This is a genomic window from Actinoalloteichus fjordicus, from assembly GCF_001941625.1.
GTDB classification, from domain to species: Bacteria; Actinomycetota; Actinomycetes; order Mycobacteriales; family Pseudonocardiaceae; genus Actinoalloteichus_A; species Actinoalloteichus_A fjordicus.
Map to the genome: position 1 here is coordinate 2199844 of NZ_CP016076.1, position 15491 is coordinate 2215334.

16 protein-coding genes are annotated in these 15491 nt (G+C 70.6%); 11 read left to right on the forward strand and 5 right to left on the reverse strand.

From position 1 onward, the window contains the following. Positions 1-163: 163 nt before the first annotated feature. The gene (locus UA74_RS09935; protein WP_198042978.1) at positions 164-1774 is read left to right on the forward strand and encodes an ABC transporter substrate-binding protein; all 1611 of its coding nucleotides are present in this window, start codon (positions 164-166) and stop codon (positions 1772-1774) included. A gap of 257 nt (positions 1775-2031) precedes the next feature. On the opposite strand, the gene UA74_RS09940 is transcribed toward UA74_RS09935, so the two are convergent. Continuing rightward, a complete protein-coding gene (locus UA74_RS09940) occupies positions 2032-3336 on the reverse strand; it encodes a M14 family metallopeptidase (protein ID WP_075764248.1) in 1305 nt (434 codons plus the stop codon). 741 nt (positions 3337-4077) lie between these two features. Here UA74_RS09940 and UA74_RS30680 point away from each other — a divergent pair. The 5 genes from UA74_RS30680 (at position 4078) to UA74_RS09960 (ending at position 7924) form a co-directional block, all read left to right on the forward strand. After that, complete coding sequence (locus tag UA74_RS30680) at positions 4078-4761, forward strand: hypothetical protein (RefSeq protein ID WP_083683073.1); 684 nt, start codon at positions 4078-4080, stop codon at positions 4759-4761. Beyond that, positions 4758-5090, forward strand: a complete 333-nt coding sequence (locus tag UA74_RS09945) for a transcriptional regulator (RefSeq protein ID WP_157434089.1) — start codon at positions 4758-4760, stop codon at positions 5088-5090. The genes UA74_RS30680 and UA74_RS09945 overlap by 4 nt, the downstream gene beginning before the upstream one ends. A 502-nt stretch (positions 5091-5592) precedes the next feature. After that, positions 5593-5748: a hypothetical protein gene (locus UA74_RS33450; protein ID WP_232237704.1), complete on the forward strand. Its 156-nt coding sequence runs from the start codon at positions 5593-5595 to the stop codon at positions 5746-5748. Next, positions 5745-6758, forward strand: coding sequence for an ATP-grasp ribosomal peptide maturase (gene tgmB, locus UA74_RS09955; RefSeq protein ID WP_075739987.1), 1014 nt, complete (start codon positions 5745-5747; stop codon positions 6756-6758). Before UA74_RS33450 ends, tgmB begins: the two co-directional genes overlap by 4 nt. Continuing rightward, positions 6755-7924, forward strand: coding sequence for a methyltransferase domain-containing protein (locus UA74_RS09960; RefSeq protein WP_075739988.1), 1170 nt, complete (start codon positions 6755-6757; stop codon positions 7922-7924). Before tgmB ends, UA74_RS09960 begins: the two co-directional genes overlap by 4 nt. A gap of 59 nt (positions 7925-7983) precedes the next feature. Here the strand turns inward: UA74_RS09960 and UA74_RS09965 are convergent, their stop codons facing one another. Next, positions 7984-8163 (reverse strand): hypothetical protein, encoded by a 180-nt coding sequence (locus tag UA74_RS09965; RefSeq protein ID WP_075739989.1) that lies wholly within the window; start codon positions 8161-8163, stop codon positions 7984-7986. A gap of 259 nt (positions 8164-8422) precedes the next feature. Here UA74_RS09965 and hisD point away from each other — a divergent pair, with 259 nt between their 5' ends. Next, positions 8423-9745, forward strand: coding sequence for a histidinol dehydrogenase (gene hisD / locus UA74_RS09970; RefSeq protein WP_075739990.1), 1323 nt, complete (start codon positions 8423-8425; stop codon positions 9743-9745). Further along, complete coding sequence (locus UA74_RS09975; protein WP_075739991.1) at positions 9742-10872, forward strand: histidinol-phosphate transaminase; 1131 nt, start codon at positions 9742-9744, stop codon at positions 10870-10872. Before hisD ends, UA74_RS09975 begins: the two co-directional genes overlap by 4 nt. Positions 10873-11017: 145 nt before the next feature. On the opposite strand, the gene UA74_RS09980 is transcribed toward UA74_RS09975, so the two are convergent. Then, positions 11018-11599 carry a DinB family protein gene (locus UA74_RS09980; protein ID WP_075743628.1) on the reverse strand — a complete coding sequence of 194 codons (582 nt, stop codon included), beginning with the start codon at positions 11597-11599 and terminating at the stop codon, positions 11018-11020. Between the two features lie 180 nt (positions 11600-11779). On the opposite strand from UA74_RS09980, the gene UA74_RS09985 reads away from it, so the two are divergent. From UA74_RS09985 to UA74_RS09995, 3 genes are read left to right on the forward strand one after another with little or no spacing between them, the layout of a single operon-like run. Beyond that, on the forward strand, positions 11780-12046 hold the full coding sequence (locus tag UA74_RS09985; RefSeq protein ID WP_075739992.1) for a hypothetical protein: 267 nt from the start codon (positions 11780-11782) through the stop codon (positions 12044-12046). Next, positions 12047-12709: a hypothetical protein gene (locus tag UA74_RS09990; protein WP_075739993.1), complete on the forward strand. Its 663-nt coding sequence runs from the start codon at positions 12047-12049 to the stop codon at positions 12707-12709. Then, positions 12706-13221, forward strand: coding sequence for a hypothetical protein (locus UA74_RS09995; RefSeq protein WP_075739994.1), 516 nt, complete (start codon positions 12706-12708; stop codon positions 13219-13221). The genes UA74_RS09990 and UA74_RS09995 overlap by 4 nt, the downstream gene beginning before the upstream one ends. Positions 13222-13278: 57 nt before the next feature. On the opposite strand, the gene UA74_RS10000 is transcribed toward UA74_RS09995, so the two are convergent. Both UA74_RS10000 and UA74_RS10005 read right to left on the reverse strand, forming a co-directional pair. Further along, positions 13279-14445 (reverse strand): NAD(P)/FAD-dependent oxidoreductase, encoded by a 1167-nt coding sequence (locus tag UA74_RS10000; protein WP_157434090.1) that lies wholly within the window; start codon positions 14443-14445, stop codon positions 13279-13281. Positions 14446-14527: 82 nt separating this feature from the next. Continuing rightward, positions 14528-15427 carry an RNA polymerase sigma-70 factor gene (locus UA74_RS10005; RefSeq protein ID WP_075739995.1) on the reverse strand — a complete coding sequence of 300 codons (900 nt, stop codon included), beginning with the start codon at positions 15425-15427 and terminating at the stop codon, positions 14528-14530. Positions 15428-15491: the final 64 nt, after the last annotated feature.

Sequence of the window (15491 nt, forward strand, 5' to 3'; positions counted from 1 at the left end):
CTCAACGCGGTTCTCGCCGTGCCGGGGCGCCGACCGGGGCCGACGTGGTCTCGGGCAGTCGCGGCGTCCGCGCCGGCACCGTTCGTGCCCCGGCCGGGGCGACGGGGCAAGCACGGAACCAGGCCCGGTTGCCCGACGATCACCGTGCTTTCTAGGGTGATCTGTGCCCACTCCCCGCCATCGGCTGTCGGTCTGCGTGCTGACCGTCGCGTTGTTCTCCGCCGCCTGTACCAGCCCGCTGTCGCCGAATCGGAACTCCGCCGACGCGACCGCCCCGCTGGTTCTGTCCACTGTGGACGAGCCCGAGACCCTGCATCCGTTGGCAGGATTCGGCAGCGGCGGCGCCGCCAAGTTCTATGACGGACTCCTCGCCCCCGACGCACGGCTGGAGCTGCGGCCCGCGCTGGCGACCGAGATGCCCGAGCCCGACGAGGACGGGCTCGCCTGGACGGTGCGGCTCCGGCCGGGGGTGACCTTCCACGACGGCAGCGACTTCGGCCCGGAGGACGTCGTCGCGACCTATCAGGCGGTGCTCGACCCGGCGGTCGAATCGCCGATCGCGGAGGAGTACTCGGTGATCGACGCGGTGACCGCCGTCGACGAGGAGACCGTCCGCTTCGAGCTGGACCAGCCCTACACCCCGTTCGCCGCGCTGCTCACTCTCGGCGTCCTGCCGAGCGAGTCGCTGGCGGACCCGCAGCCGGTCGGGGACTCACCGCTGGCCACCGAGCCGATCGGGACCGGGCCCTACCGGCTGACCGACTGGACGCGGGGCGAGGAGATGACCTGGACGGCCGACGAAGACCACTGGCGGGGCACGCCGGAGGTCGAGCAGGTCCGCGTCGTCTTCGCCGCCGACGCCGCCGAACAGGCCGAGTTCCTCGCCTCGGGCGGACCAGACGGCGTGGTGCTCCCCGCAGGTGATCCCGAACGACTGCGCGACCCGGCGGTCACCCCGGCAGCCGAGGACTACGACCTCCTGCGACACGAGAGCGTCGACCATCGAGCGGTGAGCCTGCCGTCCGACGGCCCGGTCACCGGCGACCCCTCGATCCGCATGGCACTCAACCTCGCGGTGGACCGGGAACAGCTGGTCGAGGACGTGCTCGGCGGTCTCGGCGCCCCGGCCTCGACCCCGGCGAGCCCCGCGCTGCCGGGTCTTCGCGAGCCAGCGGCCGAGTTCACCGTCGACCGGCTCCAGGCCGGGCGACTACTCACCACCGGCGGCTGGGCGCCCGGTGAGGACGGCGTCCGGGAGCGCGACGACCAGCCCGCGCGATTCACGCTGCTCTACGCCGAGCAGAACACCCTGGACGCCAGGCTTGCCGAGGTCTTCGCCGCCGACGCGGCCGAGGTGGGCATCGAGGTCGAGACGCTCGGGCTCGCCGAGGCCGACCTCGCCGACCAGGCCGCCGAACACGCCGTCGTGATCAGCGGTGGTCGCCAGCTGGACCCCGACCTCCACTTCTACGACGCCCTGCACTCCACGGCGTCCGCCGAGATGACGGCCAACCCCGGCCGCTACCACAACCCGAGGGTCGACACGGTGCTCGACGCGGCGCGCGAGGTCGCCGACCCGGCGCGTCGGACCGTCTACTACTGGGAGGCTCAGCGCGCCTATCTGGACGACCCCGGCCTGGTCTACCTGGCGTTCCTGGACCACGCCTATCTCCAGCGCGCGGGCTGGGAGGGATACGAGGCCGTCATCGAGCCCGAGGAGCACGGGCTCACCTGGGGACCCTGGTGGAACCTGCACCGCTGGACGGTGGACTGAGGCGCGGGGCACCGCTGCCGGATGGTGCTGGTCTGTGACCTCGACATCGGGTGTCGTCGGCAGGCGGGCCGCCCGCAGTCGTCCCGCGCGGTGCGTCGGGTGCGCCGTGCACAGGGCTGCCGGGGTGTGTCGCACCGTCGGCACCAGGGCCGGGCACGGACTGCGGCGTCCCCGCCAGGGAGCAACGGGGACGCCGCAGTCGGTCACGTATCCGATCGGTGCCGATTCGTCGCGGTCGCTACGCCACGACGACGGTCTTAGACCCCGCAGCTTGCGCCGATCACGCGAGGCACGCAGTCGGCATAGGACAGCAGTAGATCGACCGCCGCGTCGTTGCGGGCCGTCTCCCGGCCGATGACGTCGTCGATCGGGTAGAAGCCGTTCAGGCCGCCGCTGCGGGGATACATCTCGAAGGTGTAGCTGTAGATCCCGTGCGCGGCCCACATCCAGTCGTTGATGCTCCCGTCGGTGATGTAGAGATCACTGGACTGCTGCGGCGTGTACCCGTTGGTCTGGGCCATCTGCGTGCCCAGTGCGCGGAACGCCGCCGCGTCCTGGGCGCTCAGGCCGGGCCCGGTGTCGGAGTAGGTGTAGCCGTACGGCCAGAGGATCAGCTCCGAGTAGGTGTGAAAGTCGATGTGGGCGGTGATCCGCTGCTCGCCCCCGACGACGCGGGAGGCCACGTAGTTCCGGACGCGCTGGGTCTCGATCGCCGAGAAGGCGCCGGTTCCCCGGTAGGTGTCGCTGCTCGGCGAACTGCTGGAGCCGCCGCAGCAGCCCCACTGGTGTCCCCAGTTGCGGTTGAGGTCGGTGCCCTGTCCCTGCCGGTTCTTCCGCCAGCCCCGGAAGCTGCCTGTCGCGTGGTCGTACTCGGCGCCGTCGGGATTCACCGACGGGATCACCCGGATGATCCGGGAGTCCACCAGCCGGGTCACTGCGGGGTCGCTGCCGTAACCATCGGTGAAGCGGTTCACGATGCGCAGGCACATCTCGCGGGTGAGGTGTTCCCGGGCGTGCTGCTGACAGGTGAACAGCACCTCGGGCGATCCGGCAGGTGCTCGGGTGATGCTCATCAGCCAGAGGTTCCGGCCCTCTACGGAGGTGCCGATGGTGCTGAGCGCGGCCAGTCCGGGATGGTCGTCCGCCGCCCGCTGCAGGGCCGACGTCAGCTCGGCGAAGTCGTGATAGTCCTGGTAGCCGTTGGGGAAGGCGTTGATCGACGGGCCGTCGGGGGCCTCCTCGGGGGCGCCGCCGAAGTACGCCTCGCGCTCCGCGAGGAAGGTCAGCGGACGCCCGGTGGCCCGCAGGCCCGTGAGCTGCTCGGCGGCGGCGACGACGGTCATACTCGTGTCGTCGGCGGTCAGGACGTCCACGCCGAGGTTGGCGACCTGGGTCCGCAGTGCACGGGTGTCGGTGTCCTCGACGAGATACACGCCTGCCGGGGTGGCCTGCTCGACGTGATTCGTGCTGCGCTGATCAGTGCCCGCCGCCGGTGAGGCGAGCGAGACGGCGAGGCAGATGCCGACGGCGAGGGCCGTGGGCACGCGTCTGAAGCGGGACATGGGGCCTCCGGTTCACAGGGGGTGTCGTCAGCGGAGAACCCCGCGCGGCGGGTGGGCGCGGGGCGGCTGTTCGCGGTGGTGGCAGGCTCGGACGAGGGGGCCTCGTCGGCTGGTCGGGAGCGGATCGCGGCGATGGCGGTCGCAGGCGTCACGGCGCGACGGAGTCGGGTCGATGGTCACGGCGACGGAGTCGCCAATGGGTACGGCGACGAGTCACCACGGGCACGGACGGTGTTCGAGAGAGCACGGTGGGAGACGGCTTCTCGATCGTGTTCCGCGCGGAGATTCCTGACAAGGTCGATGGACACAACACGTAGCCGTGACAACCGGTCTGCCCGACTCCGGTGTCCGATGTGGGCGTTTCTCGAGTCCGGCCCGCATCGTCGCCGGGTGACCGGGCCGTGTCGGCCCCCGGAGCACGCCGTGGCTCGGCGGGTCCGTGCCTGTCGGAGCCGTCCGGAGGGAGTCCTCGGCGTCCGGGGCGGCACGTTCTCACGGGATGCGGCCCACGATGGCGGCCTGCCGGCGCTCACTGCCCGCCTGCGTCGCGATACGGAGTCCCGACGTCCTGAACCGCATAGGTGACGGGTGCAGCAGAGCGGAGCGTCTCGCGCCGAGGGCGAAGGCGCCGCAGGCGCTGCTGATCGGGCTGCGTGCGCGCAGGCGCGGGCCGCTCCTTGCGGCTGTGTCGCAATCTGGTTTACGATACAAACCAGTTGATGATCTGGAAGGTATGCGGGAATGTCGAGTCAGGCGGATCGCGCCGGAATCGCGGAACGAGCGCGGCTGGTGACGAGGGAGTTCCAGGGCTTACAGGGCTATCGGATGTTGCCCTGGGTCGCGCCGCTGCTGGTGTGGTGGGCGTGGGAGGCAGGCGTGGCGGGGGTGAACCGGTGGATGTGGTCGGCGTCGGTCGTGGCGGCGACGGTCGGGACGTGGTGGATCGGACGCTGGTACGGCCGGACATACGGGACCCTGCGTCATAGCGGACAATTCGCTCGTTTCGCCCGTTCAGCAGCAGTGTTCGGGCTTGGGCTGCTCGGCGTCTACGGGTTGATCGCGATCCTGTCGGTGACCGGAAACTGGCCGCTCGACTCCGGCGCTCACGTGGTGTCCTGGTTCGGGGTGATCCTGGGCGTCGCGACGGTGATCACGGGCAGGCGTATCCGCGCGTTGTCCCGCTTTCTCGTGTGGTTCGGCGTCGCGGTGGTGGTGCTGAGTCTGCTCCCGTTCGGTCTGCTCGTCGGCGGCGACGGCCGTCATCCGTTCTCCGTCGACGGCGCCGGAGTGGGAGTGCTCACCGCACTGCTGATCGTCATCGGCATCGCCACGCATCGGACACTGCATCGCTCTCTCGTCGGACCGCCCGCGTCCACAGTCGCGCGCAGGCAGGCGGCCGGGCCTGGCGGATCGGATGCGACGTGACCGAGCCGTTCGAGGAGATCGCCGGCCTGGATCGGCTGTTGCACGAACCCGCGCGGCTCGCCATCGCCACTGCGCTGTCGGCCTGTGCGGCTGCGGACTTCCGCTATCTTCAGCGGCTTACGGGGCTGTCCAAGGGCAACCTCTCCGCGCATCTGGCGAAGCTGGAGGCGGCGGGGGTCGTCGAGATCGACAAGCGGTTCCTCGGCAAGAAGGCCCATACCAGCGCGCGGCTGACCGAGACCGGCCTCGACGCCGTCACCGAGTACTGGCGTCGACTGGACAGACTGCGTGACGAGGTCCGGGACTGGAAGCCGGCCGAAGAGCCGTGAACCGGTACCCCAGATGCTTGCCGCAGGGTCGGTGAGGGGCCGGGTTCGCACCCGTGTCGCAGCCTGGCGCCCTGCTAGTCGGCTGCCAGACAGCCGTGCGGGATGCGGGCGTGCTGTGCCGATCATGTTCGGGCAGTGGAACGGTCTCGACTGTTTGTGATCTTCTGACTACTCTCGGTTCAGGCGTCCGCAGAGGTGCGGTCCGGTGTGCTGTGCCGGAGTTCTCGTCATCACGTCGGGAAGTGCACGGCGTGACGGTTCCGCCCCCGACCGCTCCTGTCGCGCTGGTCCAGTGATTCCTGCACTGAGCAAGGAGCCTGCTGATGCTCATTGGCCCCTCCAACACCATTTCCGTCACCGACGCGGTGCTGGCGGCCGAGGACACGCCGTTGTCGTCGGCTGGTCTGCGATATCTGGTGCGCCGCCCGGCGACGGCCGACCGACCGGGACCGGTCGACACCCGCCCGCTGGGTTGCGCCATCTCCGCCCGGTGCCGCCCCCGGTGCAGCCGGATTCGCGCTACAGCGCCGACTTGCAAATCGCCGTCGACCTGCACGGCAGGCCGTTGATCGAGACGATGGGCAAGGACTGGAAGACCAAGGCGTCCAGCGACGGAGACGAAGGACCGGAGGAGCATTACGACTGGGAGGAGGAGTGACCTCCCAGACAACCGCCCCGACAGTGGTGGTGTTTGCCCAAGAGACCGACGCCCCGGTCGACGCGGTCGTCTGTGAGTTGACCGAACGGGGTGTGGCGGTGTTCCGTGCTGACACGAGCTGGTTTCCCAACAGGCTTGTGCTCGACGCCGGTCTTGACGCCACCGGACGGTGGACTGGTGCGCTGGTCACCGAACACCGCCGCGTCGATCTGGAAGCGATCACCGCGGTCTGGTACCGCGACCCGGCTGCGTTCCGGTTTCCCGACTCACTCACCGACGTCGAACGCGCCTATGCCCATCGCGAGGCCCGCCTCGGGTTCGGCGGAGTGCTTGCAGCCCTGCCCGGCGTGCTGTGGGTGAACAACCCGAACCGGGCGGTGGATGCGATGTTCAAGCCGGTGCAACTCGCCACCGCCGCCGCGGGTGGACTGCGCGTGCCTGCGACCCTGGTCACCAACGACCCGGCCGCCGTGACCGCCTTTGCCGCCGCCAACACTGACGACGGCGCAGAAAGCAGTAAGTCCGGAGTGGTGTGTAAGTCGTTCGGGTCCAACGCGGTGACCGAGGGCGGCCGACTCAAGGTCGCCTACACCCACCGTCTCACGGACGCTGACTTGGCCGACCTGCGATCGGTCGCCTCTACGGCGACACAGGTCCAACGTTGGGTGGACAAGAGCCACGAGGCTCGCGTGATCGTGATCGGCCGACGGATGTTCACCATCCTGATCCACGCCCACTCCGCCGCGGCACGGGTGGACTGGCGGGCCGATTACGGCGCGCTCACCTACGAACTGGTGGACACCCCGTTGGACATCGAGCGGGGCTTGCGCGCCTACATGGACATCCTCGGACTGGCCTACGCGGCAGTCGATTTCGCGTTCGACACCGACGGCCGCGCCTGGTTCCTGGAATCCAACGGCTCCGGGCAGTATGGCTGGCTGGAATCGCGAACCGGGGCGCCGATCAGTGCCGCCCTGGCCGACCTGCTCACCGAGGGAACGTCCTGGTGACCAGCCGCGTCAGCTCCGAAGTCGTGGACTGGCAGCCGCATGCGGCGCGGCTTGCCGACGAACTGAAGGCCGCAGGCAAACTCACCGCGCCCGAGTGGCGAGCTGCGGTCGCCGCCGTGCCCCGCCACCACCTCGTGCCCGCCTATTACCAGCACACTCCCGACGGGTGGGTGCGCATCGACACTGCCTGCGAGACCGGGCTGGCCGCTGTCTACTCCAACACCGTGCTGTTGACAGCGGTCGAGAACATCGGCGCAGGCACCGTGATCCGCTCCTCGGCCACCCAGCCGGGCCTGATGGTCCGCATGCTGGAATCGCTGAATCTGCGCGATGGACAGCGAGTCCTGGAGATCGGCACCGGCACGGGTTACAACGCCGCCCTGATGTCGCACCGGCTCGGCGACGACCGCGTGTTCTCCGTCGACGTCGAGCCCGATCTCGTCGAACTGGCTCGCGATCGTCTGGCCGAACTGGGCTGCCACCCGACGCTGGTCGCAGGCGACGGCACGGCAGGGCTGCCCGAGCACGCCCCGTTCGACGCGATCATCGCCACCTGCGCGGTCTCTGCTGTGCCCTGGGCCTGGGTGGAGCAGACCCGCGTCGGCGGCGTGATCCTCATCGACCTGAAGACCGCTGTCGGCGCGGGCAGCCTCGTCCGGCTCACCCGCATCGCTTCGGAGCGCGCTGAAGGGCGCTTCGATCCTGTCTACGCGGCGTTCATGGACCTGCGCCACCAGGCAGGTGCCGCCCCCGACCAGGTACGCGTGCGCCGGGACCACTCCGATGCCCGACAGCGCGCCGCCCGGCTCGATCCCCGCGTCCCGTGGAACAACCTGGTCGTGTGGTTCCTCGCCTCGTTCGTCCTCGGCCCCGGCATCGCCCATGGTTACACCGGCCCGGACACCACCCGGCCGCCCACTGCGGTCTGGATCGCCACCTCGGACGGCTCCTGGGCCGAGATCACCCTCACCGCCACCGACCACGGGCACGCCGTCGCCGAAGGCGGCCCCCGCAGGCTGTGGTCCATCCTCGAAGACAGCCACCGGCAATGGCTTGACCTCGGTGAACCCGGCTGGGGACGATTCGGACTCACCGTCACCCCTGACCGGCAGACCCTCTGGCTCGACCAGCCCGACAGCGAGCACACCTGGCCGGTGCGTTCGTGACCGGAGGAAGTCAGATCACCTCTGCGTTGCCGAGCAGTGCGTGGGAGGCGCGGACTTCCTCAGCGGACCCGGGCGGCCTGCTGGTTGATCCGATGAACCTCCGGCTGCGTCGGGCCGTGGGCGTCGGCGGTGAAGACGCCTGCGCCGTCCGCGATGGCGGCGTCGGCCTGGATGGTGGGCCCGCGTGCTTGGGTGAGCAGGGCGTTGGCTCGGTGGAATCGGGCCACGACGTCGATCACCGATCCTGCGCGACCCCCGGCTGCCGCGGTCGATCGTGGTGACGCGGCGTCGTCCGGGTGCGAGCGAGTGCCGCGCGGGTGGAGGACCAGGCGGGTACGGGGTGGTCCCGTCGTGCTGCCAGGTCTGGTGATCCGGCGCGGTGATCAGCCCTCCCGCCGGTTCGCCGCGGCTCACGGCGGGTCTGGCGTCGCGCAGGCTGCCCGCCGGCTACGCTGGGTCCGGCCGATTCGTGCCTCGTCGAGGAATCAGAGGAGCCTGATGCTGTCCCGTACCGACCTGCGTGGTCGAGTCCCGAGTCCCGCCGAACTGCGCGCGGTCCTGCCGCGTGCCGAGGTGGACGTGGACGCGGTGCTGCATCGGGTGCGGCCGATCGTCGAGGCGGTCAGAACCCGGGGCGTCGATGCCGCACTGGAGTTCACCGAGCGGTTCGACGGCGTTCGGCCGGAGAAGATCACCGTGCCCGCCGAGCGGCTCGAGAAGGCCCTGGCGGAGCTGGACCCGCGCGTGCGGTCGGCATTGGAGGAGACCATCCGTCGGTCGCGACTGGTGCACGCCGATCAGCGGCGCACCGACGTGACCACCACGCTGGCGCCGGGCGGCACCGTCACCGAACGCTGGGTGCCGGTGGGCCGGGTCGGGCTGTACGTGCCCGGCGGCCTGGCCGTCTATCCCTCCAGCGTGGTGATGAACGTGGTGCCCGCTCAGGAGGCGGGCGTCGACTCGCTGGTGGTCTGCTCCCCGGCGCAGTCCGAGCACGGCGGCCTTCCGCACCCGACGATCCTGGCGGCCTGCGCGCTGCTCGGCGTCGACGAGGTGTGGGCCGTCGGCGGCGCTCAGGCCGTCGCGCTGCTGGCCTACGGCGGCCGGGACACCGACGGTCGGGAGCTGGACCCGGTCGACCTCGTCACCGGCCCCGGCAACATCTACGTCACCGGCGCCAAGCGGCTGCTGCGCGGTCTGGTGGGCATCGACGCCGAGGCGGGCCCCACCGAGATCGCGATCCTCGCCGACGACACCGCCGACCCCGTGCACGTCGCGGCCGACCTGATCAGCCAGGCCGAGCACGACACGCTGGCCGCGAGCGTCCTGGTCACCGACTCGACCACGCTGGCCGACGCGGTGGACGCCGAACTGGCCGTGCAGGTGCCCGCGACCCGTCACGTCGAGCGCGTCCGCGAGGCGCTGGCGGGCAGGCAGTCCGGCTGCGTCCTCGTCGACGACCTCGACGCCGGTCTCCGGGTGGTGGACGCCTACGCCGCCGAGCACCTGGAGGTGCAGACCGCGCAGGCCTCGGCGGTGGCGGCCAGGGTGCGCAACGCGGGCGCCGTGTTCGTCGGCGCCTACTCGCCGGTCTCGCTGGGCGACTACTGCGCGGGCTCCAACCACGTGCTGCCCACCGGCGGCTGCGCCCGGCACTCCGGCGGGCTGTCCGTGCAGAACTTCCTGCGCGGCATCCACGTCGTCGAATACGACGAGACAGCGCTGCGGGAGGTCGCGGACCAGGTGATCGCGCTGGCCGAGGCCGAGGGGCTGCCCGCCCACGGTCAGGCCGTCGCGGTGCGGATTGAGGGGCGCGGATGACCACGCCGTCCTCGATTCCCGGCGCCGAGGTCGACCTCGCCGCGCTGCCGCTGCGGGAGGACCTGCGCGGCAGAAGCCCGTACGGCGCCCCGCAGCTCGACGTCGCCGTCCGGCTGAACACCAACGAGAACCCCTTCCCGCCGCCGCCGGGGCTGGTCGCCGACGTCACCGAGTCGATCCGGCTGGTCGCCGAGAACCTGCATCGCTATCCGGACCGGGACGCGCTCGCCCTGCGTGCCGACCTGGCCGGATACCTCGGCGGTGCGACCGGCGTCGGGCTGTCCGAGGCGAACCTCTGGGCGGCCAACGGGTCCAACGAGGTCCTCCAGCAGATCATGCAAACCTTCGGCGGGCCCGGTCGCACCGCGCTGGGATTCGCGCCCTCCTACTCCATGCACCCGATCATCGCCGCGGGCACTCGAACCGAGTGGGTGGCCGCGCCCCGACGCGAGGACTTCTCGCTGGACGCGACGGCCGCCGTGCGGGCGATCGAGGAGCACCGCCCCGACATCGTGTTCGTGACCAGCCCCAACAACCCCACCGGGCAGGCCGTGCCCTTGGATGATCTGCGGCTGCTGGCGGCGGCCGCGCCGGGCATCCTGGTGCTCGACGAGGCCTACGGCGAGTTCTCGCCTGCCCCGAGCGGGGTGCGCCTGCTGGCCGAGTTCCCGACGAAGCTGATCGTCAGCCGCACCATGAGCAAGGCCTTCGCCTTCGCGGGCGGCAGGCTCGGCTACCTGGCGGCGGCGCCCGCCGTCGTCGACGCGCTCCAGCTCGTCCGACTGCCCTACCACCTGTCGGTGCTGACGCAGGCCGCCGCGCGGGCGGCCCTACGGCATGCCGAGGCGACCCTCGGATCGGTGGCCGCGCTGGTCGCCGAGCGGGAGCGCGTGATCGTCGCCCTACGCGGGATCGGCTTCCCGGTGGTGCACTCGGATGCGAACTTCCTGCTGTTCGGCGGCTTCGACGATCCCGACACGGCCTGGCGGGCCTATCTGGACGAGGACGTGCTCATCCGCGATCCGGGCATCCCCGGCCATCTGCGGATGACGGTGGGCAACCCGGCCGAGAACGACGCCTTCCTTGCGGCGAGCAAGGCCGTCGCGGCCCGCTTCGGCATCGGCTGAGCGGCCGCCGCACCCGGATCACCGCTCCAGACCGCCGAGGCTCGGCGATCTCGGGTGCGGTGATCTGCGGCGGGATGGGTTCACGGCCTGCGCGGCCAAGCGGGGCGGCGGACGGCTCCGGCCCGTCCCGCCTGCCGCACGCCGATCACTGACCCAGCCGTCCGTCGATGCGCTCGCGCAACAGGTCGACGTGACCCATGTGCCGGGCGTACTCCTCGATCATCCCGACCAGCACCTCCCGCAGCGACATCGCCCCGCCGCCGCTGCCGTGCTGATTCAAGGGGTCGTCGCCGGTGACGTCGAGACTCGGCGCCTCGGCGACCAGCCGCACGGCGAAGTCCACTTCGCTCCGCCAGGCGTCCCACGCCTCCGCGACGACCTGCGGATCGGCCACGGCGCCGTTGAAATCACCGTCGCGATCGGTCTCGGTGCAGAACAGCCGGGGAGCGTCCTGCCCGGCCAGCATCTTCCGGAACGTCGCCCGCTCGATCTCCGCCAGATGTCGCACCAGCCCGAGGAGCGACATCGTCGACGGTTCGACGGCGCGGCGTGCCATGGCCTCGGCATCGAGACCAGCGCATTTCATCTCCAGCGTGAGTCGCTGAGCGCGCAGGGACTCGACCAGCGTGGTGCGCTCATCGCCCAGCCTCGGACGGTGCTCCCGAGGGTCGTCGTCAGACGGCCTGCCGTCGGCGGTGAACATGTCGGCGCGTCGGGTCGCGGTCATGGCCGCCATCCTCGGCACAGCGCGGGGCGACGGCAACGGATTTTCGACGCCTCGGCCGACGAGACGGGACGGGAAGCCCTCGACGCCGATCACAAACCGGTTCTACCCCTGGCACCTGCCTGGTTTTTCGCTTTCGAGCGTGACCCTCCTGCCGGTATCGTCACTCTTCGAGTTCACGCGATGACGGAGGGCGTCATGTCGGTGCCTGCGTTGCAGGGAGAGCTACTCGGATTGACCCGGCGCCTGGCGATGTTCCCGTCCGGGCCGCTGACCGAGGCCGGCACGCGGGCCGTGGGGGCGCTGGCTCGTGTTCTCGCGAACAGCGACGCGAGCGCGGCAGCCGACGCGCTGCGGCGGCTGCGACTGGCGGGGATCGGCGTGGAGGAGTGCGCGGCAGGTGTTCGGGAGACCGCCCATGCCCTGACCGCTTATCGGGGAATGGTGTAGATGTCCGAGCTGGCGGCCGCGTTGGCCGCCGTGCAGGCCGAGTTGCCGGTGGCCGAGGCCCTGGCGGAGGCCGACCGGTTGGACGAGATCCTTCGCGAGGTCGCCGTGCTGGCGGGCGAGTCCCGTAATCCCCTGGTGACCGAGGCTCGCGATCGACTCCGACACGCCCGCGACACGCTGCGCCGCACGGCGGGCCATTGGGGCGCGGCAGGCAGCCACCTCGATGAGTACGTGATCGACGTCCTCGGGCTGGTCCCGCTCGGCTCGGCGGCTCCTGCCGGGCCCCCGGTCGATCCGACCACCGTGGACCGGGCCACACCGCCGGGCTGGCCCGACGAGCCGACCAGGGTCAGCACGCAGAAGCAGGCCCGGCACGTGCTGGGGACCCGGGAGTATGCGTCGCGGAAGAACGGACCGAAGGGCGAGTCGGCGTTCTTCGACGTCGATTCCGCTCATCGACTCAGCCGAGAAGCCTGGGACAGGGGTCATCCGATCGATAAGGACCGGACTTATGTGCGTGAGCACGACTTCGGTCACCCCGTGGGCGTGGACGGGTATGGGCGCTTTCAGAACCGAGTGCGCTCCCACCTTGACCACAAGGGGCGGCTGCACGGACATCCCTGTGGCCCCGGAACTAGTCGACGACCTGAGGACCTGACATGACCGAGCCCGACATCGTCGCCTTCATCACCGAGGCCTATGGCGGCGACCTCGCTGATCCCGATTACGTCTTCGTCGATCGGCAGCTGGAACGGCGGCCCTACGATGCGGTCTTTCAGCAGATCCGGGAGCTCGATTCCGTACTGGTCAAGGAATCATGGACTGACCCCAACTATCAGGTCTCCTTCGGATGCAGGATCACTGTCGAGGAGCGGTCCTGGGCTCTGGAGCTCTCGATGCTGGGCCCCCTCGCCGTATTCGCGCGGACGGGAAACCGTCGATGGGAACGGCTGCTCTACCCGGATGAGGACGATCTTCAGCCCGTCGAGCGGCAGATATTCGACATCCTCGGCAAGCACGGCATCACGTTTCCGAGCCGGGAGACCCTGGAACACCACCTGGACATGACCCTGTGGATCACCGACCCCGAGAACGTCCGCGTCTATCACGCGCTGTTCTCCGATGAGGATTTCGTCCCGTGGCAGTTCTCGCCGCTGTACCAAGGAGATTTCTGATCGTGCCTGCCCGGCCAACGGCGGAGCCGTCGGTGAACGGCCCCGCCGCGCTGCCGTTCAGCCCCGCGTGCTGCCTGCCGTCTCCCGACCGCTCACCCGCCGCCGAGGCAGATACGGGCCCGCCTGGTAGGAGCTTCGCAGCGCGTAGCGGACGACGAACTCCTTGAACCGGGCGGCGGTGCGCCCGGTGAGCACCCGTTCCTTCGGGCCGTCCACGGCGTCGACGAACTGGACCAGTCCGTCGGCGCGGCCCAGGCTGATGCACTGGATGAGGTACCGGAACCGGAACGGCCGGGGCGTGCGGCCCGCCAGCCGGGCGGCGATGGAGTCCGCCGCGTGCTGGCCGATCGGCTTGGCGGTCGCGCAGGCCATCCGCAGTTCCCGACCGCCGGGGAGGCGGACCGTCGCGGCGTCGCCGACGGCGTAGACCTCCGGGTGCGAGGTCGAGCGCATCGTGTCGTCGACGAGGACCCGCCCCGTCGCGTCGACGGCCAGCCCGGCCCGCGCGGCGAGGTCCGGGACGCCGAATCCCGTGGCCCACACCGTGCTGTCGGTGTCGACGGTCTCGCCGTCGGCCAGCACGAGCGAGGACGCCCGCACCTCGGCGACCCTGGCACCGGTCCGCACCTCGATGCCGAGCCGGTCGAACACCCGTCGCAGATGCGCCCGACCCTTGTCGGACAGCCTCGGGCCCACCATCGTCCCGACGAGCAGCCGCACCCGGAGACCCGGATGAGTCTCGGCCAGCTCGGTCGCCGCCTCGATCCCGGTCAGACCGCCGCCGACCACCGTGACCGTGCCGCGTCGGTCGGCGAGGTCGAGCACCCTCGAGTGCAGCCCGCGTGCCTCGGTCAGCGCCGCGACGCTCTCGGCGTGTTCGGCGACGCCGGGAACGCCGGCGCCGGAGTCGGCGACGCTGCCCAGGGCGTACACCAGGGTGTCGTAGCCGAGTGTCTCGTCATCGATCCGAAGCTCGCGGCGCTGCGGGTCGATCGACTCCACCCGCCCGATCTTGAGGTCGATGCCGCTGCCGCGCATCAGGTCCGCCAGCGCGTGCTCGCCGACCGCCGCCCCGGAGGCCACCTGGTGCAGTCGCACGCGTTCCACGAAGTTCGGCCTCGCGTTGACCAGCACCACCTCGACGTCGCGCACCTGCCGCGCCACCCGCGCCGCCGCCGTGAGCCCCGCATAGCCCGCACCGATGATCACGATTCGCTGAGTCATCGTCGTCCCCTTCCACCGTGGTCCGTCGACTCCTGAACCAGGCGGTCGGGTCATTGCTGACAGCTCGGGGCCGTGACGGTGGTCACGCCAGCTGGGCGGAGAGAAAGGCCAGCTTGTCGGGGTTGACGACCGTGTGGAGGGCCTCGACGCGACCGTCCACGACGTGCAGCACGACGGCCATGACGAGCTGCTCGGCGATGGAGCCGAGGATGGCGGGCTGCCCGTTGATCTCGGCCACGACGGTCCTGGTGCCCGGGCCGCCCTTGCGCATCCAGCCCACGAGCAGCCGGGCAACGCGGTCGGACCCGAGAACGGGCCTGCGGGCCGCATTGGCCTTGCCGCCGCCGTCGGACCAGGACACGACGTCGGCGGCCAGCATGCTCGCCAGCCCGGCGACGTCCTGGCCTTGCGCGGCCTCGAGGAAGCGCTGGGCGATCCGACGTCCCTCCTCGGGCGCGGCCTCGAACCGAGGTCGATCGCGCGCCACCCGTTCGCGGGCCCGGTGGTAGAGCTGCTGACAGTTCGCCTCGGTGACGCCGAGGACGCCTGCGATCTCGCGGTGGCCGTACTGGAAGGCCTCTCGGAGCACGAACACCGCCCGTTCCGGCGGGGTGAGCCGTTCCAGCAGCACGAGGAAGGCCATCGACACCGACTCGCGCTGCTCCACGGTGTCCAGCGGTCCCAGCGCGGAGTCCTCGGTGATCACGGGTTCCGGGAGCCACGGCCCGACGTAGCTCTCGCGGCGGGCGCGGGCCGAGGTGAGGCGATTGAGACAGAGGTTGGTCAGCACCGTCGTCAGCCAGGCGGCCGGTTCGCGGACGGCGCCGCGCTCGGCGTCGTTCCAGCGGAGGAACGCGTCCTGCACGGCGTCCTCGGCCTCGCCCGCCGAGCCGAGCATCCGATAGGCGATGCCGAACAGCCGAGTGCGGTGCGTCTCGAACTCGTGCAGCTCCTCGGAGGTGACCGGCACACCGACGATCATACGGTCCGGAACCCGGCTCGGGACGAGGTGATTCGTGGGCCGTTCGCTGCTCACGGGCCCGCGG

Excerpts from the sequence above, each read along its gene's own strand:
- UA74_RS09940 (WP_075764248.1), bottom strand. The coding sequence starts at position 3,336 with ATGTCCCGCTTCAGACGCGTGCCCACGGCCCTCGCCGTCGGCATCTGC.
- UA74_RS30680 (WP_083683073.1), top strand. The coding sequence starts at position 4,078 with ATGTCGAGTCAGGCGGATCGCGCCGGAATCGCGGAACGAGCGCGGCTG.
- hisD (WP_075739990.1), top strand. The coding sequence starts at position 8,423 with ATGCTGTCCCGTACCGACCTGCGTGGTCGAGTCCCGAGTCCCGCCGAA.
- UA74_RS09975 (WP_075739991.1), top strand. The coding sequence starts at position 9,742 with ATGACCACGCCGTCCTCGATTCCCGGCGCCGAGGTCGACCTCGCCGCG.
- UA74_RS09980 (WP_075743628.1), bottom strand. The coding sequence starts at position 11,599 with ATGACCGCGACCCGACGCGCCGACATGTTCACCGCCGACGGCAGGCCG.
- UA74_RS09985 (WP_075739992.1), top strand. The coding sequence starts at position 11,780 with ATGACGGAGGGCGTCATGTCGGTGCCTGCGTTGCAGGGAGAGCTACTC.
- UA74_RS09990 (WP_075739993.1), top strand. The coding sequence starts at position 12,047 with ATGTCCGAGCTGGCGGCCGCGTTGGCCGCCGTGCAGGCCGAGTTGCCG.
- UA74_RS09995 (WP_075739994.1), top strand. The coding sequence starts at position 12,706 with ATGACCGAGCCCGACATCGTCGCCTTCATCACCGAGGCCTATGGCGGC.
- UA74_RS10000 (WP_157434090.1), bottom strand. The coding sequence starts at position 14,445 with ATGACTCAGCGAATCGTGATCATCGGTGCGGGCTATGCGGGGCTCACG.
- UA74_RS10005 (WP_075739995.1), bottom strand. The coding sequence starts at position 15,427 with ATGATCGTCGGTGTGCCGGTCACCTCCGAGGAGCTGCACGAGTTCGAG.